The organism is Proteus sp. MB838 (assembly GCF_054767435.1).
In genome coordinates, this window is the sequence record NZ_BAABMO010000023.1 from 1 (window position 1) to 21,434 (window position 21,434).

Below are 21,434 nucleotides of genomic sequence, written 5' to 3' on the forward strand. Positions count from 1 at the left end.
AACGTGATTACTACAAGGGGGTTCTTTGGTCGCCGAGTTATTTCGCGGGGAGTTGTGGTGGCGCACCAATATCCATTATCCGCCAGTACATAGAGCAACAGGAAACACCTAGTTAGTTAAAAAACCGCGCCTTATATCCCCGACCTGAAGGACGGGGTTTTACGGTGCTTTGGATAAAGAATAATTGTGCAATATTAACTAATAACGGATAAGTAATAAATGCTTATCCGTTATTGCTATTAGTTTATTATGGCTGGATCAATTACTGACTATTTTGGCGAATAAGCGCAGCTAATTGCGCTAATTCCTCATCATTTGCGCGCTCAAAATCATGAGATGAAAGATAGCCGGGGTAGTTATCAAAGAAAACCTTTTGTTTGTTTTCAATGGGCGCCCATTTTGACATATCACCCGTACCGTGCATTGGGCTGAGTTTGCTATGAACATGATCAACGCCAAAACCTTCAAAAAACATCCCCGTGCGTGACACATCTGGGAATGTTTTATCTAGGATTTTTGCCACTTTTTTAGTGGCGATGATCAATAACGCTAAGGCTTCATCGCTTAAATCAAAAGCATAACTTGGATAGTGTTTTTTCGGAATAACAACCGTAAAACCCTTGGTATTAGGGAAGATTGAAAGAAACGCAAGATGATGTTCGTCCTCCCAAATTTTATGGCAAGGTGCTTTTCCCGCTACAATTTGACAGAAAATACAGTTATCCATAGTCGCCTCATAATATAGGGTGAAAAATACTTCAAATTATCGTTATAACTTGAAGTATTTAGCGTATCTAACCGCCATGTTTTTAGTGGTGGGGTTAGTCATATACTGAAGATTCCTAGTGATCTATTCACTTGTCATCTAGATACAAGGGTGATTAAAGTAGATTTCTTTCTGCTAAATCAAGCGCAAAGTAAGAGAGAATTAAATCAGCACCTGCGCGTTTAATGGAGCCTAGTGTTTCCATTACCACGCGATCTTCATCGATAGCACCCGCTAATGCAGCAAATTTGATTTGCGCATACTCCCCACTAATTTGGTAGGCTGCTAACGGTAATAGTGTACGTTCACGAACATCACGAATAATATCTAAATAAGCACCAGCAGGCTTAACCATTAACATATCCGCACCTTCTTGCTCATCAATCAATGATTCGCGGATAGCTTCCCGACGATTCATCGGATTCATTTGATATGTTTTACGATCACCAATTAAGCGAGAGCCAGCAGCATCACGGAATGGACCATATAATGCAGAGGCAAATTTAGTTGAGTAGGAAACAATACCGGTATCGGTAAATCCTGCTTTATCTAAGGCAGCACGAATAGCGGCAACTTGACCATCCATTGCGGCAGAGGGAGCAATAAAATCAGCACCAGCTTGTGCGGCGGCAACCGCCTGTAGACCTAAATTATGGATAGTTTCATCATTATCGACATGTTCACCATGTAAAACGCCACAGTGTCCGTGTGAAGTATATTCACAGAAACAAGTATCTGACATAACAATCATTTCTGGTACAGCATCTTTACAAATACGAGACATGCGAGAAACTAGACCGTCGCTTTTCCAAGCATCGCTACCTGTTTCATCAAGATGGTGTGAGACACCAAAGGTCATGACCGTTTTGATACCCGCTTTAGCGATACGCTCAATTTCATAAGCAAGGCGTTTTTCAGGAATACGTACCACACCTGGCATACTTTTGATCGGCTGATAATCCTCTAAGCCTTCTTCAACGAAAATAGGTAGGGCTAGATCATTTTTGCTGAGTGTCGTTTCTTGAAACAGCGCGCGCAGGTTCTCTGACTGGCGTAGTCTTCTTAATCGCTGGATGGATTGTTCGTTGCTCACAATATCTCCTTGTTATGGCCAGTTCTAATGATTATTTACTAAAGTATTATAAACCTTAATCGCAATAGATGGATACTATCATGCACAATAAATAGCGGCAGGGAAAAGTTAGCAGGGTTAAACGTAAGAAATGAAATAGGGGAGTTTTAATAAAAAAAGAGCAGGATTATTTCTGCTCCTTGGACTCTGCGCTTAATCATTTAAGGCAGTCAATGGATTATTTTTTCTGCTCTTGTAAAACAGAATCCATTTGAATTTTACATGCCGCAACAATTTGTGTTAAGCCTTCTTGGAACTCTTCACGTGAACCAATTTCTGCTTTTGCATCACGTAAAGATTTAACAACTTCAACGGTGCCATTAGAAAAATCAGCTTCCGTTGCATCTAGTTTTGCAAAATCAAAGTTTTGAGATTTCAATGTTGCTAATGCGTCTTTGGCGATTTTCTCAGGTGCTTCATTAGTATCATAAGCTTTTACTGAGATATCTTTGAATGTATTGCAATAATCTTCAGCCATTTTACTTGGGTTAGCAAATGCAACAGCAGGAAGTAAAAGCAGGGATAACAGAAGTGGTTTCATTATAAGCCTCATGGTTTATTTTTGGTGCGTACACTGTAAGTGTAACATATAAACCCATATAGCGTTAAATCAGAATAGGATTAACATTAGTTATTTATTACAGATAAAAAAATCCCCTCTATAACAATAGAGGGGCAGTTAAATGAATAAAGAATGGTTTATTTCGGAATTAAGTATATAGACTTTTCAGATTTACTTTTTGCTTATTTGTGCAGCACAAAAAGAAGCGACAATAAATTAAAATCATGCGCAATTGCACTTTGATGACGTCAATATCATTATTGACGATAAGCTGTTTTAATTTGGTTTAATGTGTTGCGGAAGGTTTCTGCTTGTTGTTCATCAGCAACTTCGGAAATAGCTCGCTCAATATTTAAGATAACGCGTCCAGCATCTGCTTGACCTAATGCTTTTAACATATAAGTCACAAGCGTTTTTAGGCATGCAACTTCTTGCGCTAATGTTTCAACATCTGCTTGTGTTTTAAACTTCTCATTCATGGTGAATTTCCCTTTATATCGTTTGTTTATTAACCTAAAAATAATGCCTAGTAACAGAATAACATTGTATTCATCTGGTATGAATAGCTTTTCTTATCGCCCATAAAAGAAATAAATGAATAAAACGAATAAACAAATAGTAGATAAGGAATCATTTCCGCTAGTACACTCTTATTATGATTATGTCATCGATATCACGCTATACTTTAAATTAGCCATTACCGTTTAATGCGGTTTGATATAAAAATAAACACTCAGCAATAAAAGGTGAGGAATATGAGGAATAATAGATGAACAGAGAGCAACTATTACAAGCAATATCTCACTATCCTGCACTCGCTCAGCGAAATATGGGAAATACACATAAAGGCACTTTTGGTACATTAGCCATTATCGGCAGCTCAGAAGGCATGAGTGGTGCGATTGTTTTGGCGGGAAAAAGTGCGCTTAAAGCAGGGTGTGGTAAAGTCTTTTTGGGCTTTGCACAACCACAATTGCCACTGCCTTTTATTGATAGTGCACCCGAACTGATGCTACAAACAGCCATAACATTATTAGAGCAACCACAAATATCAGCATGGGCGATTGGCTGCGGTTTAGGGCTCTCCTCTGATTCGGAACAATTGCTGACTACAGTACTAGCACAACGTAACGAGAAAATACCTTATGTTTTTGATGCCGATGCGCTGGTGTTATTGGCTCAATTAAACTTATCGCATATTAACACTAAGTTAACCGCTAATTGTGTATTAACACCCCATCCGAAAGAGGCCGCAACTTTACTTCATTGTGATGTTGCTGATATTCAAAATAACCGTCAACAAGCTGCAATAGAAATTACACGCCAATATCATTGCTGGGCCATAGTGAAAGGACAAGGAACGGTGATTGCTTCACCTCAAGGAGATATCACAGTAAATACAACAGGGAACAGTGGATTATCGACAGCAGGGAGCGGTGATGTATTAACCGGTGTCATGGCAAGTTTTTTAGCACAAGGTATGCCAATCGCAGAGGCTGTGCCGAGTGCCGTATGGATACATGGTATAGCCGCAGACCAATTAATAAAACAAGGAATAGGGCCAATAGGATTAACCGCATCAGAGCTTATTGATACCATCCGTGCGGTTCGCAACCAAATGTGGGCAACCCACCAACAGCACAGCACTGATTTATTTTAACTGAGTAGTTTATTTTTTGTAGTAACTCATTAATACTTAAAGCCGATTGATAATTGATATTAGGTTGGTTTTAGTTAATTGACTCACAGTAATCTTGAGGTTATTGCGATACTATTAAGGCAAATGGAGAGTTGAGAGGAGTTATTATGTATAAAACAATTTTAGTGCCTATCGATATTGTAGAAGAAGAGTTAACCAGTAAAGCAGTACGCCATGCGGTTTATTTAGCCAAAGAAACAGGAGCTAATTTACATCTTATCCATGTGCTTCCTATCTCTTCAGCCATTATTAATGCTTATTCACTGGGTTATCCCGAAATTAAAGACAAAGCGACAGTAAAAGCCGAAAATGATATGCAAATGCTGGTGGATTCGGTGGATCTGCCTGCTGAAAAAGTGGCTTACACTGTCACTTTTGGCTCTCCCCGTGATGAAATTTTAACGACAGCAAAAGATATTCAAGCAGATTTAATTGTTATCGGCTCTCGCAGACCCAACATTAGCACACATTTATTAGGCTCTACGGCCGCAGGCGTTGTTCGTTATGCAGATATTTCTGTGTTAGTGGTTCGTTAATTGACACATGCTAATAGGTTATGAGGTTTCATAACCTATTTTTTCTCTTTTAAATTATCTATTTTACCATTATTAAATTATTTTCATTGGGTTGCGCATTAATAGAGTCAATGGGATGGAAAAATTTACACAAGAACTTTTAAGGCTCGACCATTTTATTCTACGTATTCTACGCTACTATATAATAGGTACTGTATTCTTTTTTTTAGGATTATTACCGGGCGTGCTAGGGTTCTATTTTATTGAAGGACATACTTTTATGGAGTCCTCATTAAACGCAATATCAATGTTAAGTGGTCAACCGGTAGAGCCTGCGCCTGCAACACCAACAGGGCGTTTTTTTATTGCGATTTATGGTTTGTTTCTTCAGTGTGTTTTTATTTTATCGATTGGATTAGTGGTGACCCCTTTTATTCATCGACAATTACATAAATGGCATCTTGAAGAGGATTAGCAATCATACTGTTGGTTGAAAAAATCAAAATAACAAACAGACGATAATTAATAATGAGGAGTTGCTATGTATAAGACAATTCTAGTGCCCGTGGATATTTCAGAAGATGAATTAACCGAAAAGGCTTTACAACACGCTGTTTATATTGCAAAGCTTGAAGGGGCTAAGATCCATTTGTTTCATGCTATTCCTGATGTTTCACGTTTTTCAATTAGTTATAGCTACCATTATGATATGTTAAGCTCTTTTGCTAATAAAGCGATTGAACGAGTTCAAGAACAACTGCAAGAATTAGCTAATTCTGTAGATTTACCTAAAGAGCAAGTTGATTTCTCTGCCGCATTTGGCTCAGCAAGAGATAAAGTGTTAGAGCTGGCAGAAAAAATTAAAGCGGATTTAATTGTCGTTGGCTCTCGTCGTCCTAGCATTTCAACTCATTTATTAGGCTCTAATGCATCAGGAATTGTGGCTTACGCCAAACAATCTGTGTTGGTTGTGCGTTAATCCTATAAGCGATGAAATAGGCTAACATCATAGTATAATATGGTATAAAAGGAGATAGAGATAACGCTATCTCCTTATTAATCAAACTAGAATATTTAGTGTTTGATAATAAATTATTTTATCGATACTACTTGCTTAGTATTGGGATCATCAGCAATTGTAAAGGAGATGTGACTATATCTAGCGCCAAAGTAACGGGTAATAATATTCTTGGTGTGCTGGCACCAATAAGATTTTCTTTGTATTGGTAGAATTCAACATTAAAGGGATGGTTAAAAGGTAGTAAATACTCATTTTTTTGTTCTTTATTTTTTTGATGAACTGTTCCAAGTAAATTATCTATTTTTAGTGAACAGGTGTTTATATCTTTTTTACATATAAAACCGTAAGTTAGTGCTGCTTCTTTATCGGTTTGAGTTACCCAGTTATAATTTATTTTAATTTTCCCATTAAATTGCTTCTTTTGATTATCAATAATAAATTCAACTGGATTTTCTACGCTCAATTTATCATGGTGGATAAGAGGATCTCTTAAAATATTTACTGCGTTATCTCCACCTCTTATTAATAAATAATCAAAATGATCACCAATAAATACCCATCCGCTAGTACCGTTACTATCTTTTGCTAGAGAGAGTGCGGTAATTGAATCGCCTTTCCAATGAGAACGATGATAACCATTATCATTTTTAGTTGATAACATTAACCCGAATGAAAAACAGCCTGATAATAAAAAGAAAATAGGAAAAATAACTATTGATAATAAGACAGCGGACTTTGTTCTCAAAAAACTTACCATATTAATTTTCTCTTAGTTATAAATTAATGAATTCTGTCATGATAATCTTTAAATGACTTTAAATATATTTTCAAATTTATAAAGTGGTCATTTTATGAATAGCTTATTTATTAAAAATAAAATAATTATAAAGAATATATAAAATAATTATAGTGTTTTATATATTAAAAGAATAAATATAATATAAGTCGATAGAAATTTATTGCTGACAAAAATTGTCTATTAATGCGATCAGTGCACTAATAAAGAGCCTTTTTATTGAATGTAAATGATAATTATTCTAATCTAAAGTGAAGATAATGACTGAGAGATAACAATATGTTGAATAATAACAATTTTACAATAATGTCTGTTGACCAATTTCCCATTATTACCATGCAGGTTTTCCCAGAAACGTTAGAGCATGCTAATAACTGGATTGCTGAAATGGACTTAGTGCTTGCTCAAAAACAAAACTTTGTATTGGTTTACCCATCTATCAACAAGAAAAATGAACAAGAGGATATGGAGGGCATGAAAGCCGTTAGACGCTGGCTGAAAACAGGGAAAATGCCATTAAGTCAATATTGTGCTGGAATGATCATGACCGTCAATCAACAAATAAATGATAAAGAGCAACTGATGCAGTTATCTCCCGTTGTTTCTGCGGTGTACGGTGTACCTATCTTTGTTGAAGAAACCCTTGATGGGGCTTATGCTCAAGCTAATAAACTTCTGGGTAATAAATAATGAATAATTTAAGTTAGGTATAAAAGCATCCTAAGGTGCTTTTATACTAATTTGAAAGCGTAATAGTCATATTGATGATGTAAGTTAACAATAGAAAGAGAATATTTTATCGTTGTGTGAAAGAGGTAAAGACGCGAGAATAAAGAGATGGTATTTTAGCTATTAAAGTAAACATTTCAGGGCATTCCAATGAGAATTAGTTCAATTTATACACAATCTGTAGGACCATTAGCTGATGGTGTTATTAAGTTAGAAGATGATTGGTCTAATGAGATTGAAGCTCAAGTTTTATTTACCGGTAATAATGGTTGTGGTAAATCGACTTTATTACGGGGCATAGCTATTTTATGGGAAGCATTAGGTATTTGGCTAAGTACTGAACAACCGTTAGCTCCAGCGAGCAATACACGAAAATGGTTAGAACGTTGGGGAGGGATCGCTATTATTTTTGAAGATTTTAATCTTTCTTCTGATGATAAGATTAAAATTGGACTTTTTTATGGTTCAGATGATTTTTTTTCCCAAGTAGTAACAAACTATTTAGATGTAATGTGGATAGGTGAAATTTCAAATAATAAAAAGAAAAATAAATTATATTTTCCATCTAGTGAAAATAAACATAATGATAATCTGATTGAGACCTATAAATATTTAGGGAAAAGACGTATTCAATCACTTTATAATGAATTGGATCCAGAATTATCTATTCCTAATATTGTCTATTTAGATGCAGAAGCGCGTAAATGGGTAAATCCAACAGCAACGAGAAAATCATTATACCCAGACGATCTTAACCAAGCATGGCTCGCGACTTATACGGTGACTAATGATTGGAATGGGCAAATAGAAACTTCACTGTTTAATTTAAAAGCGACACTGCCTAATGAATATCCTAACATGATAAAGAGTTTAAATTACTTTTTTTCAGATAAAAGAATTGATAGTGAAATTCTTCCAGGTACACGTCAACAGATTATTTTATCAAATGGAAGGCAACATACGTTTGATGAGTTAAGTTCTGGCGAACATCAAATACTTATTATGTTATTTACAATCCAACGTTGGCTAAAACCAGGAGGAATTGTATTAATAGATGAACCTGATCTACATCTACATCCTTCTGTTATCGCACCTCTCTTAGCGGCTATCGAAAATATTGTGACTAATAAGAAAGGGCAGTTAATTTTAACGTCACACTCAACAGAAGTTTGGCAACGCTATGAAAAATTTGGTTCACGTATTGATCTTACTTTGCTAAAAGGATCGGTGAATGTCGAAAATTGATGGAACAATTAATCGAATAAAAGATCAACAAGTAGGTAGCTCAACTAAAAAAGTATTATTAGTTGAAGGCAGTGATGATGAGTTAGCTTTTGGCGCTTTTTTAAGAAAAAAGTTTCCTAGTTGGGAACAGTATTGGGTTATTGCTAGCACGGGCAAGAAACAAAATGTGTTGGATATTTTAGCCCAAGAACAAGATTGGCTTGGTATTGTCGATAGAGATGAATGGGATAATGCTAAAATTGAGGAAAAACAAGAACAATTACCCAATTTATTCATTCTTCCTCGTTTTTGTATTGAGAACTATCTTGTTCTTCCTGATGAAATTTGGTCTGCATTACCTGAAAATAAGAAAAATAGCATAGAAAATGGATGTGAAACATTAAGGAAAGATATCGAGACTCAGCTTGAAAATTGGCGAAATCATGCTGCGGTATGGGCAATCATTAATCCTTTATGGGAAGGATTAAGAAGTTTGGGATTTAAAGAATCGTTATTAGAACTTAATACAAGCAATGATACAGTAAAAATTGAACAATTTTTACAAAAGTGGCATCAATATCTTGAGCCTTCTCAATTATTAGAAAAACTCAAGGATAAAAAGCAAGAAATAAATGCATGCACAGTAGATCAACAATTAAAACAATATATACACGGGAAACATTTTTTTTAAAAATGTAGTTTATCCTGTGCTTATTTCTCATATTGGTAATATAAAAGAAAAAGAACTTAAAAAACAGTTATTTAATTCACAACCTATTCCGGAAGATCTTGATTTCCTTTGGCAACATATGATGACTAATATCAATACTATTTGAGAAATATAATCACTATATTTTATATTTATTACAATCATATGATAGTAAGAGAAAACTTTGATCTACTTTCAGCCTTAAATATTTTAATTATTCATAATAGTATAGAAAGACGATAGCGTCATGATTGAACTATACTGATAAGCTTTCAATTGGTTATGGCGCGTTTTTTGATAAATACTAAGGCGTAGTATGGATAATCAGATAATGGCTGAAGAATATGCCATTTCACAAGATAAACAGCGTGAAATTACGAAATTATGTATTCAAACGGCGCTATTGTTGTTACAACATGGTGCTGAAAGTATGTTGGTTGAACAGCTCTCAACGCGACTTGGGCTGGCTTTAGGCGTTCATCAAGTTGAAACGGCTATTTCAGCCAATGCGGTGGTATTAACGACAATAGTTAATGGTCATTGCCAAACCTCAACACGAAAAATTGTTGATCGTGGTATCAATATGCATGTTGTTACCGAAGTTCAGCACATTGTTATTTTAGTTGAGCATCATCTCGCGGATATTGATGAAGCAAGGAAACGTTTTGAACATATCAAACCACTACGTTATCCACGTTGGATAATTATTGTTATGGTTGCACTTTCTTGTGGATGTTTTTCCAAATTGAATGGCGGTGATTGGGATGGCTTTTTAGTCTCTGCTTTGGGGGGAGGAATGGGAATGTGGGTTCGTCAGCTCCTCACTCATCGTCAAGTAAATCCTTTAATCAACTTTTGTATTACGGCATTTGTTGCGACATCAGTATCAGGTTTATTGCTAAAACTCCCTTATTTTCAAGTTACTGCCACTATATCAATGGCCGCGAGCGTTCTATTATTAGTTCCTGGATTTCCTTTAATTAATGCTGTTGCTGATATGTTTAAAGGTCATGTTAATACAGGACTCGCACGCTGGGCGATGGCGACGATGTTAACACTTGCTACCTGCTTAGGAGTTATTTTAGCGATGGCAGTATGGGAGTTAAGAGATTGGGCATAATCAACATTATTATAACGCTAATTGAAGATATGATTTTAGCGGCAATACCTGCGGTGGGGTTTGCAATGGTATTTAATGTACCGTTACGTGCATTAAAATATTGTGCGTTGTTAGGTGCAATAGGGCATGGCTCTCGTACGGTATTAATGATAAGTGGTATGAATATTGAGTGGGCAAGCTTTTGTGCCGCTATTCTAGTCGGTTGTATAGGTATTCAATGGTCACGCTGGTGGTTAGCTCATCCAAAAGTTTTCACTGTTGCAGCAATTATTCCTATGTTTCCTGGGATCAATGCTTATGTTGCGATGATCTCAGTGGTGAAGTTAACTCAAATAGGCTATAGCGAAGAAATTTTTGAAGCTTTAGTGACTAATTTTCTTAAAGCTTCATTTATTGTGGGTGCTCTTTCTATTGGACTATCTTTACCTGGATTGTGGTTATATCGTAAACGCCCTAGTGTATAAATGCTTTATACCGCATGTTGTAGCGAATTTAATGTAATATCCAGTTCATTTTTACCAGAAATAATAATTTGAATTCTTAATTTATTTTCTGATTCTAAATTAGCATGCGCTTTAACATCTTCATTGTTCGCATGCTTTTTGGTTATTTCGACGAGCTCATTCATTAAATTCAGCATATTCTCATTCATTTTATCTATTCCATTAAAATACCAATCTTTAAACCATAGCAAAGATGTTTTTACACAATGACATGAATAGCGCCTTTTTCTAGCACTTTTCATTTGTATTGTTTTAGTAAATCCATCAAAAAATGAATTAAAAAGATATCTTCAAATAAATAAAAAAGGTATGGTAAGCGCAAATAAAAATAAGATTATTAGTTGGTTATTTAATAATAAATCTTATTAGGTTTAATAAAAGAGAGTATAAGGTAGATAGCACTTTGAGAAAAATATTACACTATATTGTTTTAGCGTTAGGTTTATTTATTATTACGCTAAATGTATCTGCACAGGCACCGGAAAATTTCACTAAAGCAAAACAGCTAGCCAGAGAACACATTTATTATGATCAAAATCAAAACAACCAAGGTACGCTGTATTGTGGTTGTCATTGGGAGTGGGTAGGAAAATCGGGGGGACGTGTTAATTTAGCCAGTTGTGGTTATCAAGTGAGGGCACAAGCCACCCGAGCTTCACGCATTGAATGGGAACATATCGTCCCTGCTTGGGTTTTTGGTCATCAACGTCAATGCTGGCAAAATGGTGGGCGAGCTAACTGTGTTAAAAACGATCCTATTTTTGGCAAAATTGAGGCTGATTTACATAATCTAGCGCCTTCGATTGGAGAGGTGAATGGTGATCGCAGTAATTTTAGCTTTGGTCAATTATCATCTCAAGCGCCTTATCAATATGGCCAGTGTCGCAGTCGGGTCGATTTTGCTTCTCGCACCTTTGAGCCTCGTAATGAGGTGAAAGGCCAAGTTGCACGTGTCTATTTCTACTTACATGATCGTTATAACCTCTCAATGTCACGTCAACAACAACAGCTTTTTATGGCATGGGATAAAGCTTACCCACCAACACCGTGGGAAAGAGAGCGAGATAATCGAATTGCTAACATTGTTGGGCATCATAATCCCTTTGTTACGGGACAAATGAAGTGGCAGTTAGGACATAAAAATAGTGGTGCAGGATTAACTGCAACATATCGTCCTACAACTGACAAAATAGAAATGCCTAAAGCGCCCACAGTCTCCCAAGATGGGCAGATCAAAGGTAATCTAAATAGTAAAATTTATCATTTTTCACACTGTACTGGTTATAGAACCATGTCAGATAAAAATGCGGTATATTTTAAAACCGAAAATGAAGCAACTAAAGCGGGTTACCGATTAGCGAATAACTGTAAAGCGCTTTAGTCTAGATCTGTTATATCCAGCGTCGAACGTGGCGGCAATATTGTCGCCACGTTTGTGGAAACCGCTCACTTAATATTTTCTCTTCTTGCACAATAGTATAGCGATCGGTAATAAAGTAGAAGGCAAGCGCAGCCCCTAAAAATCCCCAGTTACCAAAAATAAAAAACAGCCCAATACTAATATCGAGAAAGCCAAGATACATAGGATTTCTACTTATTTTATATGGACCTGTGGTGACTAACTGGCGCGGTGTCTGGTGAGGGTTAGGGGATGTATTATGTTTGATAAAAAAGTAAAGGCAGAAAAATAGCCAAATCCCTGAAGTGATGATCGTTAGGGCACCTAAATAGAAAAAAACACCGGGTTTTATATTGCCTGAGTGTAGTTCAAAGCCAATAAATGGGATGCAATTGAGTAGCAGCCAATAAATAAAAGGTAATTTTAAAAAACGCATTTTATTCCCCTCAATAGCGCTCTTTGTTAGCAAAATGTTAACTTAATCGCGTTATTAATGACTTAAATATTGAAAAAATTTTTGTTCTGTCATTATACTGTCATAAAGCTTCGTTAATTTTCACTCTAACTCCATGATGGGGAATATGAATGACAGAAGCAATCAAAATTTTAAATCACCAAGACAAAGCTGGTAGCAACTGTGCATTGATGTTTAATGCTCAAGTTTGTGACCGGCTTTTTTGTTTTCTACAGCGCAATAGAGTCTGAGGGAGGCTCACCTTATTTTCTAGTCAAACAATGATTGTTCTGATGACTTTTTGAGACTAACAAAGGTAAATACCATTATGAGTAGACAAAAAGCAGCAACACGTTTACGTAGAGAAAATAAACGTACATTACGTAAAGAGCAACGTAATGCCGCCCATCGAGATAATGTTATGGTTTTACCAGGATTTGGGGATCTAGAAACAATTGGTATGGCGAGAGAGAAACGTGATCAACGAACACTCTCTCCTCGTAATGAAGTACAGCGCCAATATATGAACGCTATTAAACATCAAAATTTGGTTTTTGCAACAGGGGAAGCGGGGTGTGGTAAAACGTTTTTAAGTGCAGCAATGGCTGCTGATGCCCTTATTAATAAAGAGATAGAGCGAATTATTGTTACTCGGCCTGTATTACAAGCTGATGAAGATTTAGGTTTTCTTCCTGGCGATATAGCAGAAAAATTCGCGCCTTATTTTCGTCCTGTCTATGATGTATTAGTTAAACGTTTAGGTGCCTCTTTTTTACAATATTGTTTACGGCCTGAAATCGGCAAAGTTGAAATAGCCCCATTTGCCTATATGCGAGGACGTACTTTTGAAAATGCATTTGTCATATTGGATGAAGCGCAAAATGTCACCATTAATCAAATGAAATTATTTTTAACGCGAATGGGAGAAAATGTGACAGTGATTGTTAACGGTGATATTACGCAATGCGATTTACCTGCCAATGTAAACTCAGGATTAGCTGATGCACTAAGTCGTTTTCAAGCTAATGATCGTGTTGGTGTCATTAAATTTAATGAAGAAGATTGTGTGCGTTCTAGTCTATGTCAGCATGTATTAGCAGCATATAGTGATTAAAATATTTCTTTAGCATAGCAATAAAAAAGGCAGCATATTAAATAAGAGTATTAATATGCTGCCGATAAAAAACATTCATGTTATTTAAATTACTATATGGCATACATGAGCATAATAGTATGTGGATAATATTACTTAAAATAATCAGGTATAAAATCCTATGTTAATAGGGGGGGTAAGAGAAGCGACTGTAAGAGAAAGGAGAATCAACACAGTAAGTAAATTATATAAATAGTTTACTCACTGTATTAAGATAGAAATTAATTAGCTATTAGGCTTTAGGATCAAGACCAAATCTATTTTCACCTCTAGTACCATATAAGCACATAAAAATAAACAGGATCAATCCGCCAACGAAAGGAATAAATGATAATAAGACCATCCAACCAGATCTATCTTGGTCATGAAAACGGCGCACTGTGACCGCAATATTAGGAATAATAGTTGCTAAAGAGTAGATACCGATAATAATCAAAGCAGCAAAGCCTGTGCCACTCATTTCACCAGTATAACTGTCGATAGAAGAGAACATGATCCCATATAACACAGCTAAAATAATGGTATTTACCACTATAAACATCCAATATTCTTTTCGACGCGCACGACCTGAAAAATTAGCGTAATTATTTTTAATAACCTCTAAGTACCAATTCATTTTTCATCCTTAATTCAATAGTAAAAATACATAGATTTAGGTTAATCTCTATTGTTTTTTGACTCAGTCAAATTCTAATAATCAATTGAAGATAATAAAATTATTATTTGCTATTGTTTTTGAATTTTTCACTCTAAAAATATAAATAAATTAAGTTCAATATGTTATATCTAGCTAATAAAGAGTAACGTCAAGCGGCGGTATAATAATTAAATTACTGTTCTGTTTCAATAATAATTAAATATTATTTTAGTGAAAGATTTTGATTGGCTTAATGGTTTATATTTTTTTGTTTAAATTGACTGTGTAAATTGGGTTTTATTTCTGTTATTTATTTAATTTTGATGAGTTGATAGTTTTTTTGTTTGTTTTGTCAGGAGTTGTGTTAGGTGAATTATTGTTTATATAAGTTAAATATTAAAGATTTCTTCGCTATTACCATTCCTATAAAAAGGCAGCATATTAAATGAGGGTCTTAATATGCTGCCGGTACAGCCAACTCGTTTTATCTAAAATACGCTTAGCTTACATCTTCATTATCCATAACATGATGACGCTCTGCATGATAACCTTCTTCATTAAAGCCAAAACGCCAATAAGGGATAGCATAAATCTGTCCGCGCTCATAGCCTTTATCACGACGAATATAACGTCTTAGTGCACGGATAATTTTATCTTCTCCGGCGATCCAAAATGCCACATCTTCCTTTGGTAACGACCAAGAGATAAATTCATCAATCAGAGGTTGAGTTTGTGTTTCAACAGAGCCGACTAGCCAAACAATTTCTAGCCCCTGAGGAGCATCAATGATTTGGCGATCTGATTCATTTTCTATGCGGATCACCGCTTTACCCTGTACATCGGGTGACATTGTTTCAATTAATGCCATTAAAGCGGGTAATGAGCTGGGATCGGCTGCCATATAGTAATGAGAGGCGGGAGCCAATAGGGGATCAGGGCCTCCAGGATTAGTAATGCCAATATAATCACCTACCTTGGCATTTAAAGCAAAATTAATGGCCGGCCCTGCATCGTCATGAACCGCAAATTCAATATCAAGCTCTTTTAATTCAGGACGAATAGCTCGCACACTGTAAGTTCGTACTATCGCTCTTGGTTGGTTTTCGGGCCAACTAGGGCCTTTGTCAGTGAGTGTTGGAATTGTTGGTTTAGTTTGGCCTTCTACAGGTAAAAATATTTTTAAATGGGCACCACCTGTGTGACTTGGATAATTGTCCAAGTCATCGCTAGTAAAGGTAATAGAGCGCATGCCCGGCGTGATATCTACTATACGTTTTACTTGCACCAAACGAGGCGGTGCAGGACGATAAATATTCTTTTGTTGTGTGCTGTCTTGATTACTCACGTTTATCCAACCCATCTAAGCTATTTATTACTTGTTATATATTATCATTTACAATCAATAATGATAGTCATTATCACTATTAACACTAATTTAGTAAAGCCATGAATAAGATTGACTTGTCGAAGCGTGATGTAGTTCAAATAAGATGTAAATAAAGAAAATAAAAATCAACAAATTAAAGCGATTGTATTTTTATGAGGGGAGAGTCACTAACAGTAACGCGAGTTAAAAAGAGGAATTTTTTTAACTAAAATAAAGCGGGAATTTATCCCGCTTTATTTTTATATTACCTGATTGATTTTTTACTTTACTTTCATTCCCGCTGCCGTCATTAAAAAACGAAATAGCGAAGAAACGGCAAATAGCGCTAAAACACTACAAAACCAAATGGTAATTAACCAACCCCATTTTTTCAGTAATGAGGGTTTTGTTTCAGGGTTCGGATCAGTGATAGCCTTCTTCATAATTGGTTTTTCCTCTGAATACGTAATAACTCCAGAATGTATAAACGAGAATAATGGGAATGATAAATAGCGCACCAACGAGCATAAAACCTTGGCTTTCCGGTGGTGCTGATGCATCGATAAAACTAATTGCCGGCGGTATAATATTTGGCCAGATACTAATCCCTAGCCCAGTAAAACCAAGAAATATAATCGCTAGAGAAGCAAAGAAAGGTAAGTAATGACCTTTTTTCTTTACTGCGCGAATAATCAACCAAGCGCTATATAACACTAGCAGTGGTACAGGTAAGAAAAAGAAAATATTGGGTAGTGAAAACCAACGTTCAGCAATCGCCGGTTGTGCTAATGGTGTCCATAAACTGACTATGGCTATCACTGCTAGCATAACGAACGTTAATGGCAAGATCACTTTATACAAACTCTGTTGTAAATGGCCTTGAGTTTTCATAATGAGCCAGCCACACCCTAACAGTGAGTAGGCAATGACTAGACCAAAGCCACAAAACAGGGCAAAGGGTGATAGCCAATCAAAATAGCTTCCTGCAAAAGTACGGTCAATAATGGGTAAACCTTGAACAATACTACCGACGACTATACCTTGCATAAAGGTGGTTAATAGAGAGCCGACAATAAAGGCGTTATCCCAAAAAACTTTATGAGTGTCATCGGCTTTAAAGCGAAATTCAAAAGCAACGCCCCTGAAAATAAGCGCAACTAGCATGATAGTTAAAGGCATGGCTAAAGCATCAAGGATCACTGAATACGCTAAAGGAAACGCACCAAATAGCGCCGCACCACCTAAAACTAGCCATGTTTCATTGCCGTCCCATACCGGGGCGACAGTATTCATCATTAAATCGCGATCTTCTCTCTCTTTTATAAAAGGATAGAGCATGCCAATGCCGAGATCGAAACCATCCATCACAATATACATTAATGTGCTAAATACGATGATGATGAACCAAATAACGGGTAAATCAATTCCCATCTTGAACCTCCGGCGCACCTTTGCGGATAAGTTTTAACATATAGGCATATCCAATTCCGAATACAGATCCATAAACGATTAAGAAAATCAGTAGGCTAATGCTCATATGCATTTCACCATGAGCAGATACCGCATCTCGTGTTCGTTGTATCCCATACACAACCCAAGGTTGTCGACCTACTTCTGTAGTAAACCAACCCGCTAAAATGGCAATTAATCCTGAAGGTGCCATTAGAAAAGTGAATCGCAAGAAGAGGTTAGATTGATATAATTTTTTCTTATAACGTAACCATGTGCCCCATACACCCACTAAAATCATCAGCATGCCAAGGCCGACCATAATACGAAATGACCAAAAAACAATCAGTGAATTTGGCCTATCATCTTTAGGAAATTCTTTTAGTGCTGGTACTTGTTTATCTAAACTATGAGTTAATATCAGGCTACCTAAATAAGGAATTTGAAGGGCATATTTGGTTTTTTCTTCATCCATATCCGGTATACCAAATAGAATTAACGGTGTAGCCTCACCAGGATTATTTTGCCAATGCCCTTCAATCGCGGCAATTTTGGCGGGTTGATGTTTTAACGTATTTAAACCATGCATATCACCAATAAGTGCTTGAATAGGCGCTAAGATTAAGATAATCCATATAGACATCGAGAGCATCTTCTTCATTGCAGATGTCTTGTTGCCTTTTAATAAATGCCATGAAGCCGAGGCGGCAATAAAGAATGCCGAAGCAAGAAATGCAGCAACGCCCATATGAGCAAGACGATAAGGGAAGGAAGGATTAAAAATAACCGCTAGCCAATCAACGGGAACTACTTGATTGTTGACGATTTCGAATCCCTGTGGTGTTTGCATCCAACTGTTGGAGGCTAAAATCCAAAATGTTGACATTAATGTACCCAATGCCACCATGCAAGTGGCGAAAAAGTGTAATTTTTCACCTACTTTGTTCCAGCCAAATAACATCACACCTAGAAATCCAGCTTCTAAGAAGAATGCTGTAAGTACTTCATAAGTCAATAAAGGGCCGGTGATAGAGCCGGCAAAATCGGAGAAAAAGCTCCAATTAGTACCGAACTGATATGCCATAACGAGACCAGAGACGACGCCCATAGCAAAGTTAACAGCGAATATTTTTGACCAAAAATGGAATAGCGCTAAATAATCCTTATTGCGAGTTTTTAGCCATAAGCCTTCCAAGACAGCTAAGAAGCTGGCTAGCCCTATAGTAATTGCGGGGAAGATAATATGGAAAGAAACGGTAAACGCAAATTGGATACGCGCCAAATCAAAGGCACTTAACCCAAACATAAACAACCTCATTATTTTGATATACAAATCGCGCTGATCTGTAAATAGCAGGTAAATCGTGTGGATAAGTAGACCATATGACAGTAAACTATAATAGTGACAATAAGTTTAAAAACGACTATAACAGTTTGAGGGTGAATAGGTAAATATGACTCGATATGAGCAGCTTGCGGCACAGATACGCCAACAAATTGAAGATAATATTTGGCAATCAGGCGATCGTTTACCCTCATTACGGGATACGGTTAAACAATCAGGTTTAAGTTTAATGACCGTTTTACAATCTTATCAACTGTTAGAAAGTCAAGGGTGGATCACCGCTCGTCCGCAATCAGGTTATTATGTTGCACATCGCAATACAGGTTTTGCTCAAGTAACTGCCAGCAAAGGGCTACATATGAGTGAAAATGTTGAGATAAGCGCCTCTATATTCAATGTTCTTCAAGCCTGTAAAGATCCCAATATCATTCCGTTCGGTTCCGCCTTTCCAGATCCCAGTTTATTCATTCAACCTAAATTAAGCCGAGCATTAGCCTCTGCCGCTAGACATTTAGCCCCTCAAAGTTCAGTGATTAATTTACCTCCTGGTAATGAAAAACTACGTCGTAATATAGCCCAACGCTATGCACTGCAAGGTATTCATGTATCGCCTGACGATATTGTGATCACCGCAGGTGCGATGGAATCATTAAGTTTTAGTTTACAAGCTGTTACTGAGCCAGGAGATTGGGTTGTCATAGAATCTCCTGCTTTTTATGGCGCATTACAGGCGATAAAGCGTTTACGATTAAAAGCGATTGCCATCAAAACCGATCCGGTGACAGGCATTTGTTTAGATGAGTTAGAAAAGGTGGTAGAACAATACGACATTAAAGCGTGTTGGTTGATGAGTCATTGCCAAAATCCATTAGGTGGCACTATGCCTGATGAAAATAAAATCAGACTAGTGGAAATTTTAGCGGCAAAACAGATAACCTTAATTGAAGATGATGTCTATGGTGAACTGTATAATAGTCCAAAAGCGCCAATGCCTGTGAAAGGCTTTGATAAATCCAATAGCGTATTGCACTGCGCTTCTTTTTCTAAATGTTTAGCGCCAGGATTTCGAGTCGGGTGGGTCGCAGCCGGAAAACATGCGACTAAAATACAGCAGTTACAAATGATGAGTACTGTATCAGCGAGTATGCCAACACAACAAGCTATCGCTGACTATTTATCACAAGGGGGGTATGACGGGCACCTACGTCGCTTAAGATTATTATTAGAGCAGAGACGTTATCGTATGTTACAGGCCATACAAACGCATTTGCCTAAAGATGTTAAAGTGAATATTCCTGTCGGAGGCTATTTCCTATGGTTAGAATTCGAGCCAACTTTTGATGCTAATACATTGTACCATTTTGCTCTCGAAAGAGGGGTGAGTATTGCACCAGGTGCTATGTTTTCGACCAGTTCACAGTTTAATCATGCTTTTCGTTTAAACTCTTCTTTTCAATGGAATGGTCAGACTGAAAAAGGAATGCAAATTATTGGTGAAGGGTGTCGAAAATTACGTCGTAAATAGCACATTAGCGTACGTATTCATCAGTTAAATGGTCATATTGCACGGCATTGAGCAAATATCACTATAAAGTGATGCTAGCCCTCTAATTAAGGGCTAAATTAACGGCTGCAAAGGTAAGTAAACTGCCGGCAATGCCATCATTATAACGGCGTCCTTTATCACTTAATCCGCCTTTTAAACCAATATAAGCGAAAATCGTACCTAAAAAGCCATAGATAAATAGACAAATAGTGATAAATATCCCAGATAAAAGCAGAGATTGCATAGCGATATCATTCTGGTTATTGATAAAATTTGGTAAAATAGCCAGATAGACGAGTAAGCCTTTCGGATTAAGAAAACTCGTTAAAAAGCCCTTGCGAAAGAGATGTGTTTTTTTATCTGCATTTAGTGCGAGTTGGCCTTTTTGGCATGCAGATATCAGCATTTTGATTGCTAAGTAGGTAATATAAATCACACCTAGCCACTTTAGTAGATAAAAGAAAATGGGATAGGTTGCCATTATCGTTGCAAGACCCAAAGCACTAAGAATAGCATGTGTGATATAACCTGAAATGACACCGATATTGGCAAACCACGCTGATTTTATTCCTCCCGCTAATCCTTGTGAGGAGATAAAAAGAATATCGGGGCCAGGTGTGCAAATTAAAGGCAGTACTGTAAGGGCAAAGAATAACAAAGTGTTAAATTCCATCTTTTTCACCTGATTGAGCAATTGAAGAAAATATCGTTTTTGCTGTGCAATTTAGCTGAAAAATTATATGATATTTTCGTAAAAATCGGGTTGCTTTGTTGCTAACAAAAATAATTAATTGGCAATAAAATTCCACAAATAGAACTAAGGTTAATCTTTGATGTCAATAAAATTGGATAAGATAGACAAGCATATTTTGCAAGTGTTACAGCGCGATGGCAAAATTCAAAACATCGAACTGGCAAAAGAAGTGGGACTCTCACCATCTCCTTGTTTACGTCGTGTACGTTTACTTGAAGAGTCAGGTGTGATCACGCGTTATGTTGCCGTATTAGATGGTAGTAAAGTTGATGCAGGATTATCTTTATTTGCGCGAATTTGGTTCAGAGCACAAGATGCTGAAACTATTGAAGAATTTGTAAAGGCGATAAAAGTATTACCCGAAGTGGTTGAATGCCATCTAATGGCGGGAGAATGTGATGCACTTATTCGCATTGTGACAAAAGATCTCGCCACTTATCGCCGTTTTCACGCTGATTATTTAACACAAATTCCTAGCATTCAAAGCATAAAAACAGAAGTACCCATGGAGACGGTAAAAGTGAGTTTTGCTTTACCATTGCAGTAATACTCTAT

General features: G+C 36.7%; 27 protein-coding genes. 14 read left to right on the top strand and 13 right to left on the bottom strand.

Features of this window, described 5'->3' with window-relative positions; translation table 11 throughout:
• Window positions 1-116, top strand: a 116-nt coding sequence (locus tag ACYUCW_RS11145; RefSeq protein ID WP_185168463.1) for a transposase, incomplete at its 5' end; no start/stop codon positions are given.
• 146 nt (window positions 117-262) lie between these two features.
• Here the strand turns inward: ACYUCW_RS11145 and ACYUCW_RS11150 are convergent.
• The 4 genes from ACYUCW_RS11150 to ACYUCW_RS11165 form a co-directional block, all read right to left on the bottom strand.
• Window positions 263-727 carry an HIT family protein gene (locus ACYUCW_RS11150; RefSeq protein WP_036970736.1) on the bottom strand — a complete coding sequence of 155 codons (465 nt, stop codon included), beginning with the start codon at window positions 725-727 and terminating at the stop codon, window positions 263-265.
• A gap of 154 nt (window positions 728-881) precedes the next feature.
• On the bottom strand, window positions 882-1,859 hold the full coding sequence (gene hemB, locus ACYUCW_RS11155) for a porphobilinogen synthase (protein ID WP_004243210.1): 978 nt from the start codon (window positions 1,857-1,859) through the stop codon (window positions 882-884).
• A 217-nt stretch (window positions 1,860-2,076) separates the two neighbouring features.
• Window positions 2,077-2,439, bottom strand: a complete 363-nt coding sequence (locus tag ACYUCW_RS11160; protein WP_004248202.1) for a hypothetical protein — start codon at window positions 2,437-2,439, stop codon at window positions 2,077-2,079.
• Between the two features lie 278 nt (window positions 2,440-2,717).
• On the bottom strand, window positions 2,718-2,939 hold the full coding sequence (locus ACYUCW_RS11165; protein ID WP_012367999.1) for a DUF2594 family protein: 222 nt from the start codon (window positions 2,937-2,939) through the stop codon (window positions 2,718-2,720).
• 290 nt (window positions 2,940-3,229) lie between these two features.
• Between ACYUCW_RS11165 and ACYUCW_RS11170 the strand changes: the two genes are divergently transcribed.
• The 4 genes from ACYUCW_RS11170 to ACYUCW_RS11185 all read left to right on the top strand — a co-directional run bounded on the left by ACYUCW_RS11170 (window position 3,230) and on the right by ACYUCW_RS11185 (window position 5,653).
• Window positions 3,230-4,120 (top strand): NAD(P)H-hydrate dehydratase, encoded by an 891-nt coding sequence (locus tag ACYUCW_RS11170; RefSeq protein WP_004243206.1) that lies wholly within the window; start codon window positions 3,230-3,232, stop codon window positions 4,118-4,120.
• A gap of 146 nt (window positions 4,121-4,266) precedes the next feature.
• Window positions 4,267-4,695 carry a universal stress protein gene (locus ACYUCW_RS11175; RefSeq protein ID WP_004243205.1) on the top strand — a complete coding sequence of 143 codons (429 nt, stop codon included), beginning with the start codon at window positions 4,267-4,269 and terminating at the stop codon, window positions 4,693-4,695.
• Window positions 4,696-4,810: 115 nt separating this feature from the next.
• A complete protein-coding gene (locus ACYUCW_RS11180) occupies window positions 4,811-5,149 on the top strand; it encodes a hypothetical protein (RefSeq protein ID WP_004243204.1) in 339 nt (112 codons plus the stop codon).
• A gap of 66 nt (window positions 5,150-5,215) precedes the next feature.
• Complete coding sequence (locus ACYUCW_RS11185; RefSeq protein WP_004243203.1) at window positions 5,216-5,653, top strand: universal stress protein; 438 nt, start codon at window positions 5,216-5,218, stop codon at window positions 5,651-5,653.
• A 127-nt stretch (window positions 5,654-5,780) separates the two neighbouring features.
• On the opposite strand, the gene ACYUCW_RS11190 is transcribed toward ACYUCW_RS11185, so the two are convergent.
• On the bottom strand, window positions 5,781-6,452 hold the full coding sequence (locus ACYUCW_RS11190; RefSeq protein ID WP_017628069.1) for a YidX family protein: 672 nt from the start codon (window positions 6,450-6,452) through the stop codon (window positions 5,781-5,783).
• Between the two features lie 318 nt (window positions 6,453-6,770).
• Between ACYUCW_RS11190 and ACYUCW_RS11195 the strand changes: the two genes are divergently transcribed.
• From ACYUCW_RS11195 to ACYUCW_RS11215, 5 genes are all read left to right on the top strand, one after another.
• A complete protein-coding gene (locus tag ACYUCW_RS11195) occupies window positions 6,771-7,181 on the top strand; it encodes a hypothetical protein (RefSeq protein WP_460408605.1) in 411 nt (136 codons plus the stop codon).
• 189 nt (window positions 7,182-7,370) lie between these two features.
• On the top strand, window positions 7,371-8,465 hold the full coding sequence (locus tag ACYUCW_RS11200) for an AAA family ATPase (RefSeq protein WP_017826953.1): 1,095 nt from the start codon (window positions 7,371-7,373) through the stop codon (window positions 8,463-8,465).
• Window positions 8,452-9,135, top strand: a complete 684-nt coding sequence (locus ACYUCW_RS11205) for a DUF4435 domain-containing protein (RefSeq protein WP_460408606.1) — start codon at window positions 8,452-8,454, stop codon at window positions 9,133-9,135. Before ACYUCW_RS11200 ends, ACYUCW_RS11205 begins: the two co-directional genes overlap by 14 nt.
• A gap of 334 nt (window positions 9,136-9,469) precedes the next feature.
• Window positions 9,470-10,273, top strand: a complete 804-nt coding sequence (locus ACYUCW_RS11210) for a threonine/serine exporter family protein (protein ID WP_004243198.1) — start codon at window positions 9,470-9,472, stop codon at window positions 10,271-10,273.
• A complete protein-coding gene (locus tag ACYUCW_RS11215) occupies window positions 10,264-10,737 on the top strand; it encodes a threonine/serine exporter (RefSeq protein WP_049200898.1) in 474 nt (157 codons plus the stop codon). Before ACYUCW_RS11210 ends, ACYUCW_RS11215 begins: the two co-directional genes overlap by 10 nt.
• A 5-nt stretch (window positions 10,738-10,742) precedes the next feature.
• On the opposite strand, the gene ACYUCW_RS11220 is transcribed toward ACYUCW_RS11215, so the two are convergent.
• Window positions 10,743-10,925, bottom strand: a complete 183-nt coding sequence (locus ACYUCW_RS11220) for a hypothetical protein (protein WP_004248195.1) — start codon at window positions 10,923-10,925, stop codon at window positions 10,743-10,745.
• Between the two features lie 254 nt (window positions 10,926-11,179).
• Between ACYUCW_RS11220 and ACYUCW_RS11225 the strand changes: the two genes are divergently transcribed.
• Window positions 11,180-12,157, top strand: coding sequence for an endonuclease (locus ACYUCW_RS11225; protein ID WP_004248194.1), 978 nt, complete (start codon window positions 11,180-11,182; stop codon window positions 12,155-12,157).
• Between the two features lie 10 nt (window positions 12,158-12,167).
• On the opposite strand, the gene ACYUCW_RS11230 is transcribed toward ACYUCW_RS11225, so the two are convergent.
• On the bottom strand, window positions 12,168-12,611 hold the full coding sequence (locus ACYUCW_RS11230; RefSeq protein WP_163748457.1) for a methyltransferase family protein: 444 nt from the start codon (window positions 12,609-12,611) through the stop codon (window positions 12,168-12,170).
• A gap of 346 nt (window positions 12,612-12,957) precedes the next feature.
• Here ACYUCW_RS11230 and phoH point away from each other — a divergent pair, with 346 nt between their 5' ends.
• Entirely contained in the window at window positions 12,958-13,743 is a 786-nt protein-coding gene (gene phoH, locus ACYUCW_RS11235) for a phosphate starvation-inducible protein PhoH (RefSeq protein WP_020945737.1), read from the top strand.
• A gap of 271 nt (window positions 13,744-14,014) precedes the next feature.
• On the opposite strand, the gene ACYUCW_RS11240 is transcribed toward phoH, so the two are convergent.
• From ACYUCW_RS11240 to ACYUCW_RS11260, 5 genes are all read right to left on the bottom strand, one after another.
• The gene (locus tag ACYUCW_RS11240; protein WP_348854791.1) at window positions 14,015-14,398 is read right to left on the bottom strand and encodes a DUF805 domain-containing protein; all 384 of its coding nucleotides are present in this window, start codon (window positions 14,396-14,398) and stop codon (window positions 14,015-14,017) included.
• Between the two features lie 520 nt (window positions 14,399-14,918).
• Window positions 14,919-15,779, bottom strand: a complete 861-nt coding sequence (locus ACYUCW_RS11245) for a siderophore-interacting protein (RefSeq protein ID WP_036973426.1) — start codon at window positions 15,777-15,779, stop codon at window positions 14,919-14,921.
• A 287-nt stretch (window positions 15,780-16,066) separates the two neighbouring features.
• On the bottom strand, window positions 16,067-16,228 hold the full coding sequence (locus ACYUCW_RS11250; RefSeq protein ID WP_004243187.1) for a DUF2474 domain-containing protein: 162 nt from the start codon (window positions 16,226-16,228) through the stop codon (window positions 16,067-16,069).
• Window positions 16,209-17,216, bottom strand: coding sequence for a cytochrome d ubiquinol oxidase subunit II (gene cydB, locus ACYUCW_RS11255; protein WP_012367993.1), 1,008 nt, complete (start codon window positions 17,214-17,216; stop codon window positions 16,209-16,211). Before cydB ends, ACYUCW_RS11250 begins: the two co-directional genes overlap by 20 nt.
• Window positions 17,206-18,540 carry a cytochrome ubiquinol oxidase subunit I gene (locus tag ACYUCW_RS11260; protein ID WP_049207938.1) on the bottom strand — a complete coding sequence of 445 codons (1,335 nt, stop codon included), beginning with the start codon at window positions 18,538-18,540 and terminating at the stop codon, window positions 17,206-17,208. The genes cydB and ACYUCW_RS11260 overlap by 11 nt, the downstream gene beginning before the upstream one ends.
• A 148-nt stretch (window positions 18,541-18,688) precedes the next feature.
• Here ACYUCW_RS11260 and ACYUCW_RS11265 point away from each other — a divergent pair, with 148 nt between their 5' ends.
• Complete coding sequence (locus ACYUCW_RS11265; RefSeq protein WP_460408610.1) at window positions 18,689-20,104, top strand: aminotransferase-like domain-containing protein; 1,416 nt, start codon at window positions 18,689-18,691, stop codon at window positions 20,102-20,104.
• 82 nt (window positions 20,105-20,186) lie between these two features.
• Here the strand turns inward: ACYUCW_RS11265 and ACYUCW_RS11270 are convergent, their stop codons facing one another.
• Entirely contained in the window at window positions 20,187-20,798 is a 612-nt protein-coding gene (locus tag ACYUCW_RS11270) for a LysE family translocator (protein ID WP_110144347.1), read from the bottom strand.
• A gap of 160 nt (window positions 20,799-20,958) precedes the next feature.
• Between ACYUCW_RS11270 and ACYUCW_RS11275 the strand changes: the two genes are divergently transcribed.
• The gene (locus ACYUCW_RS11275) at window positions 20,959-21,426 is read left to right on the top strand and encodes an Lrp/AsnC family transcriptional regulator (protein ID WP_004243182.1); all 468 of its coding nucleotides are present in this window, start codon (window positions 20,959-20,961) and stop codon (window positions 21,424-21,426) included.
• The last annotated feature ends 8 nt before the right edge of the window (window positions 21,427-21,434 follow it).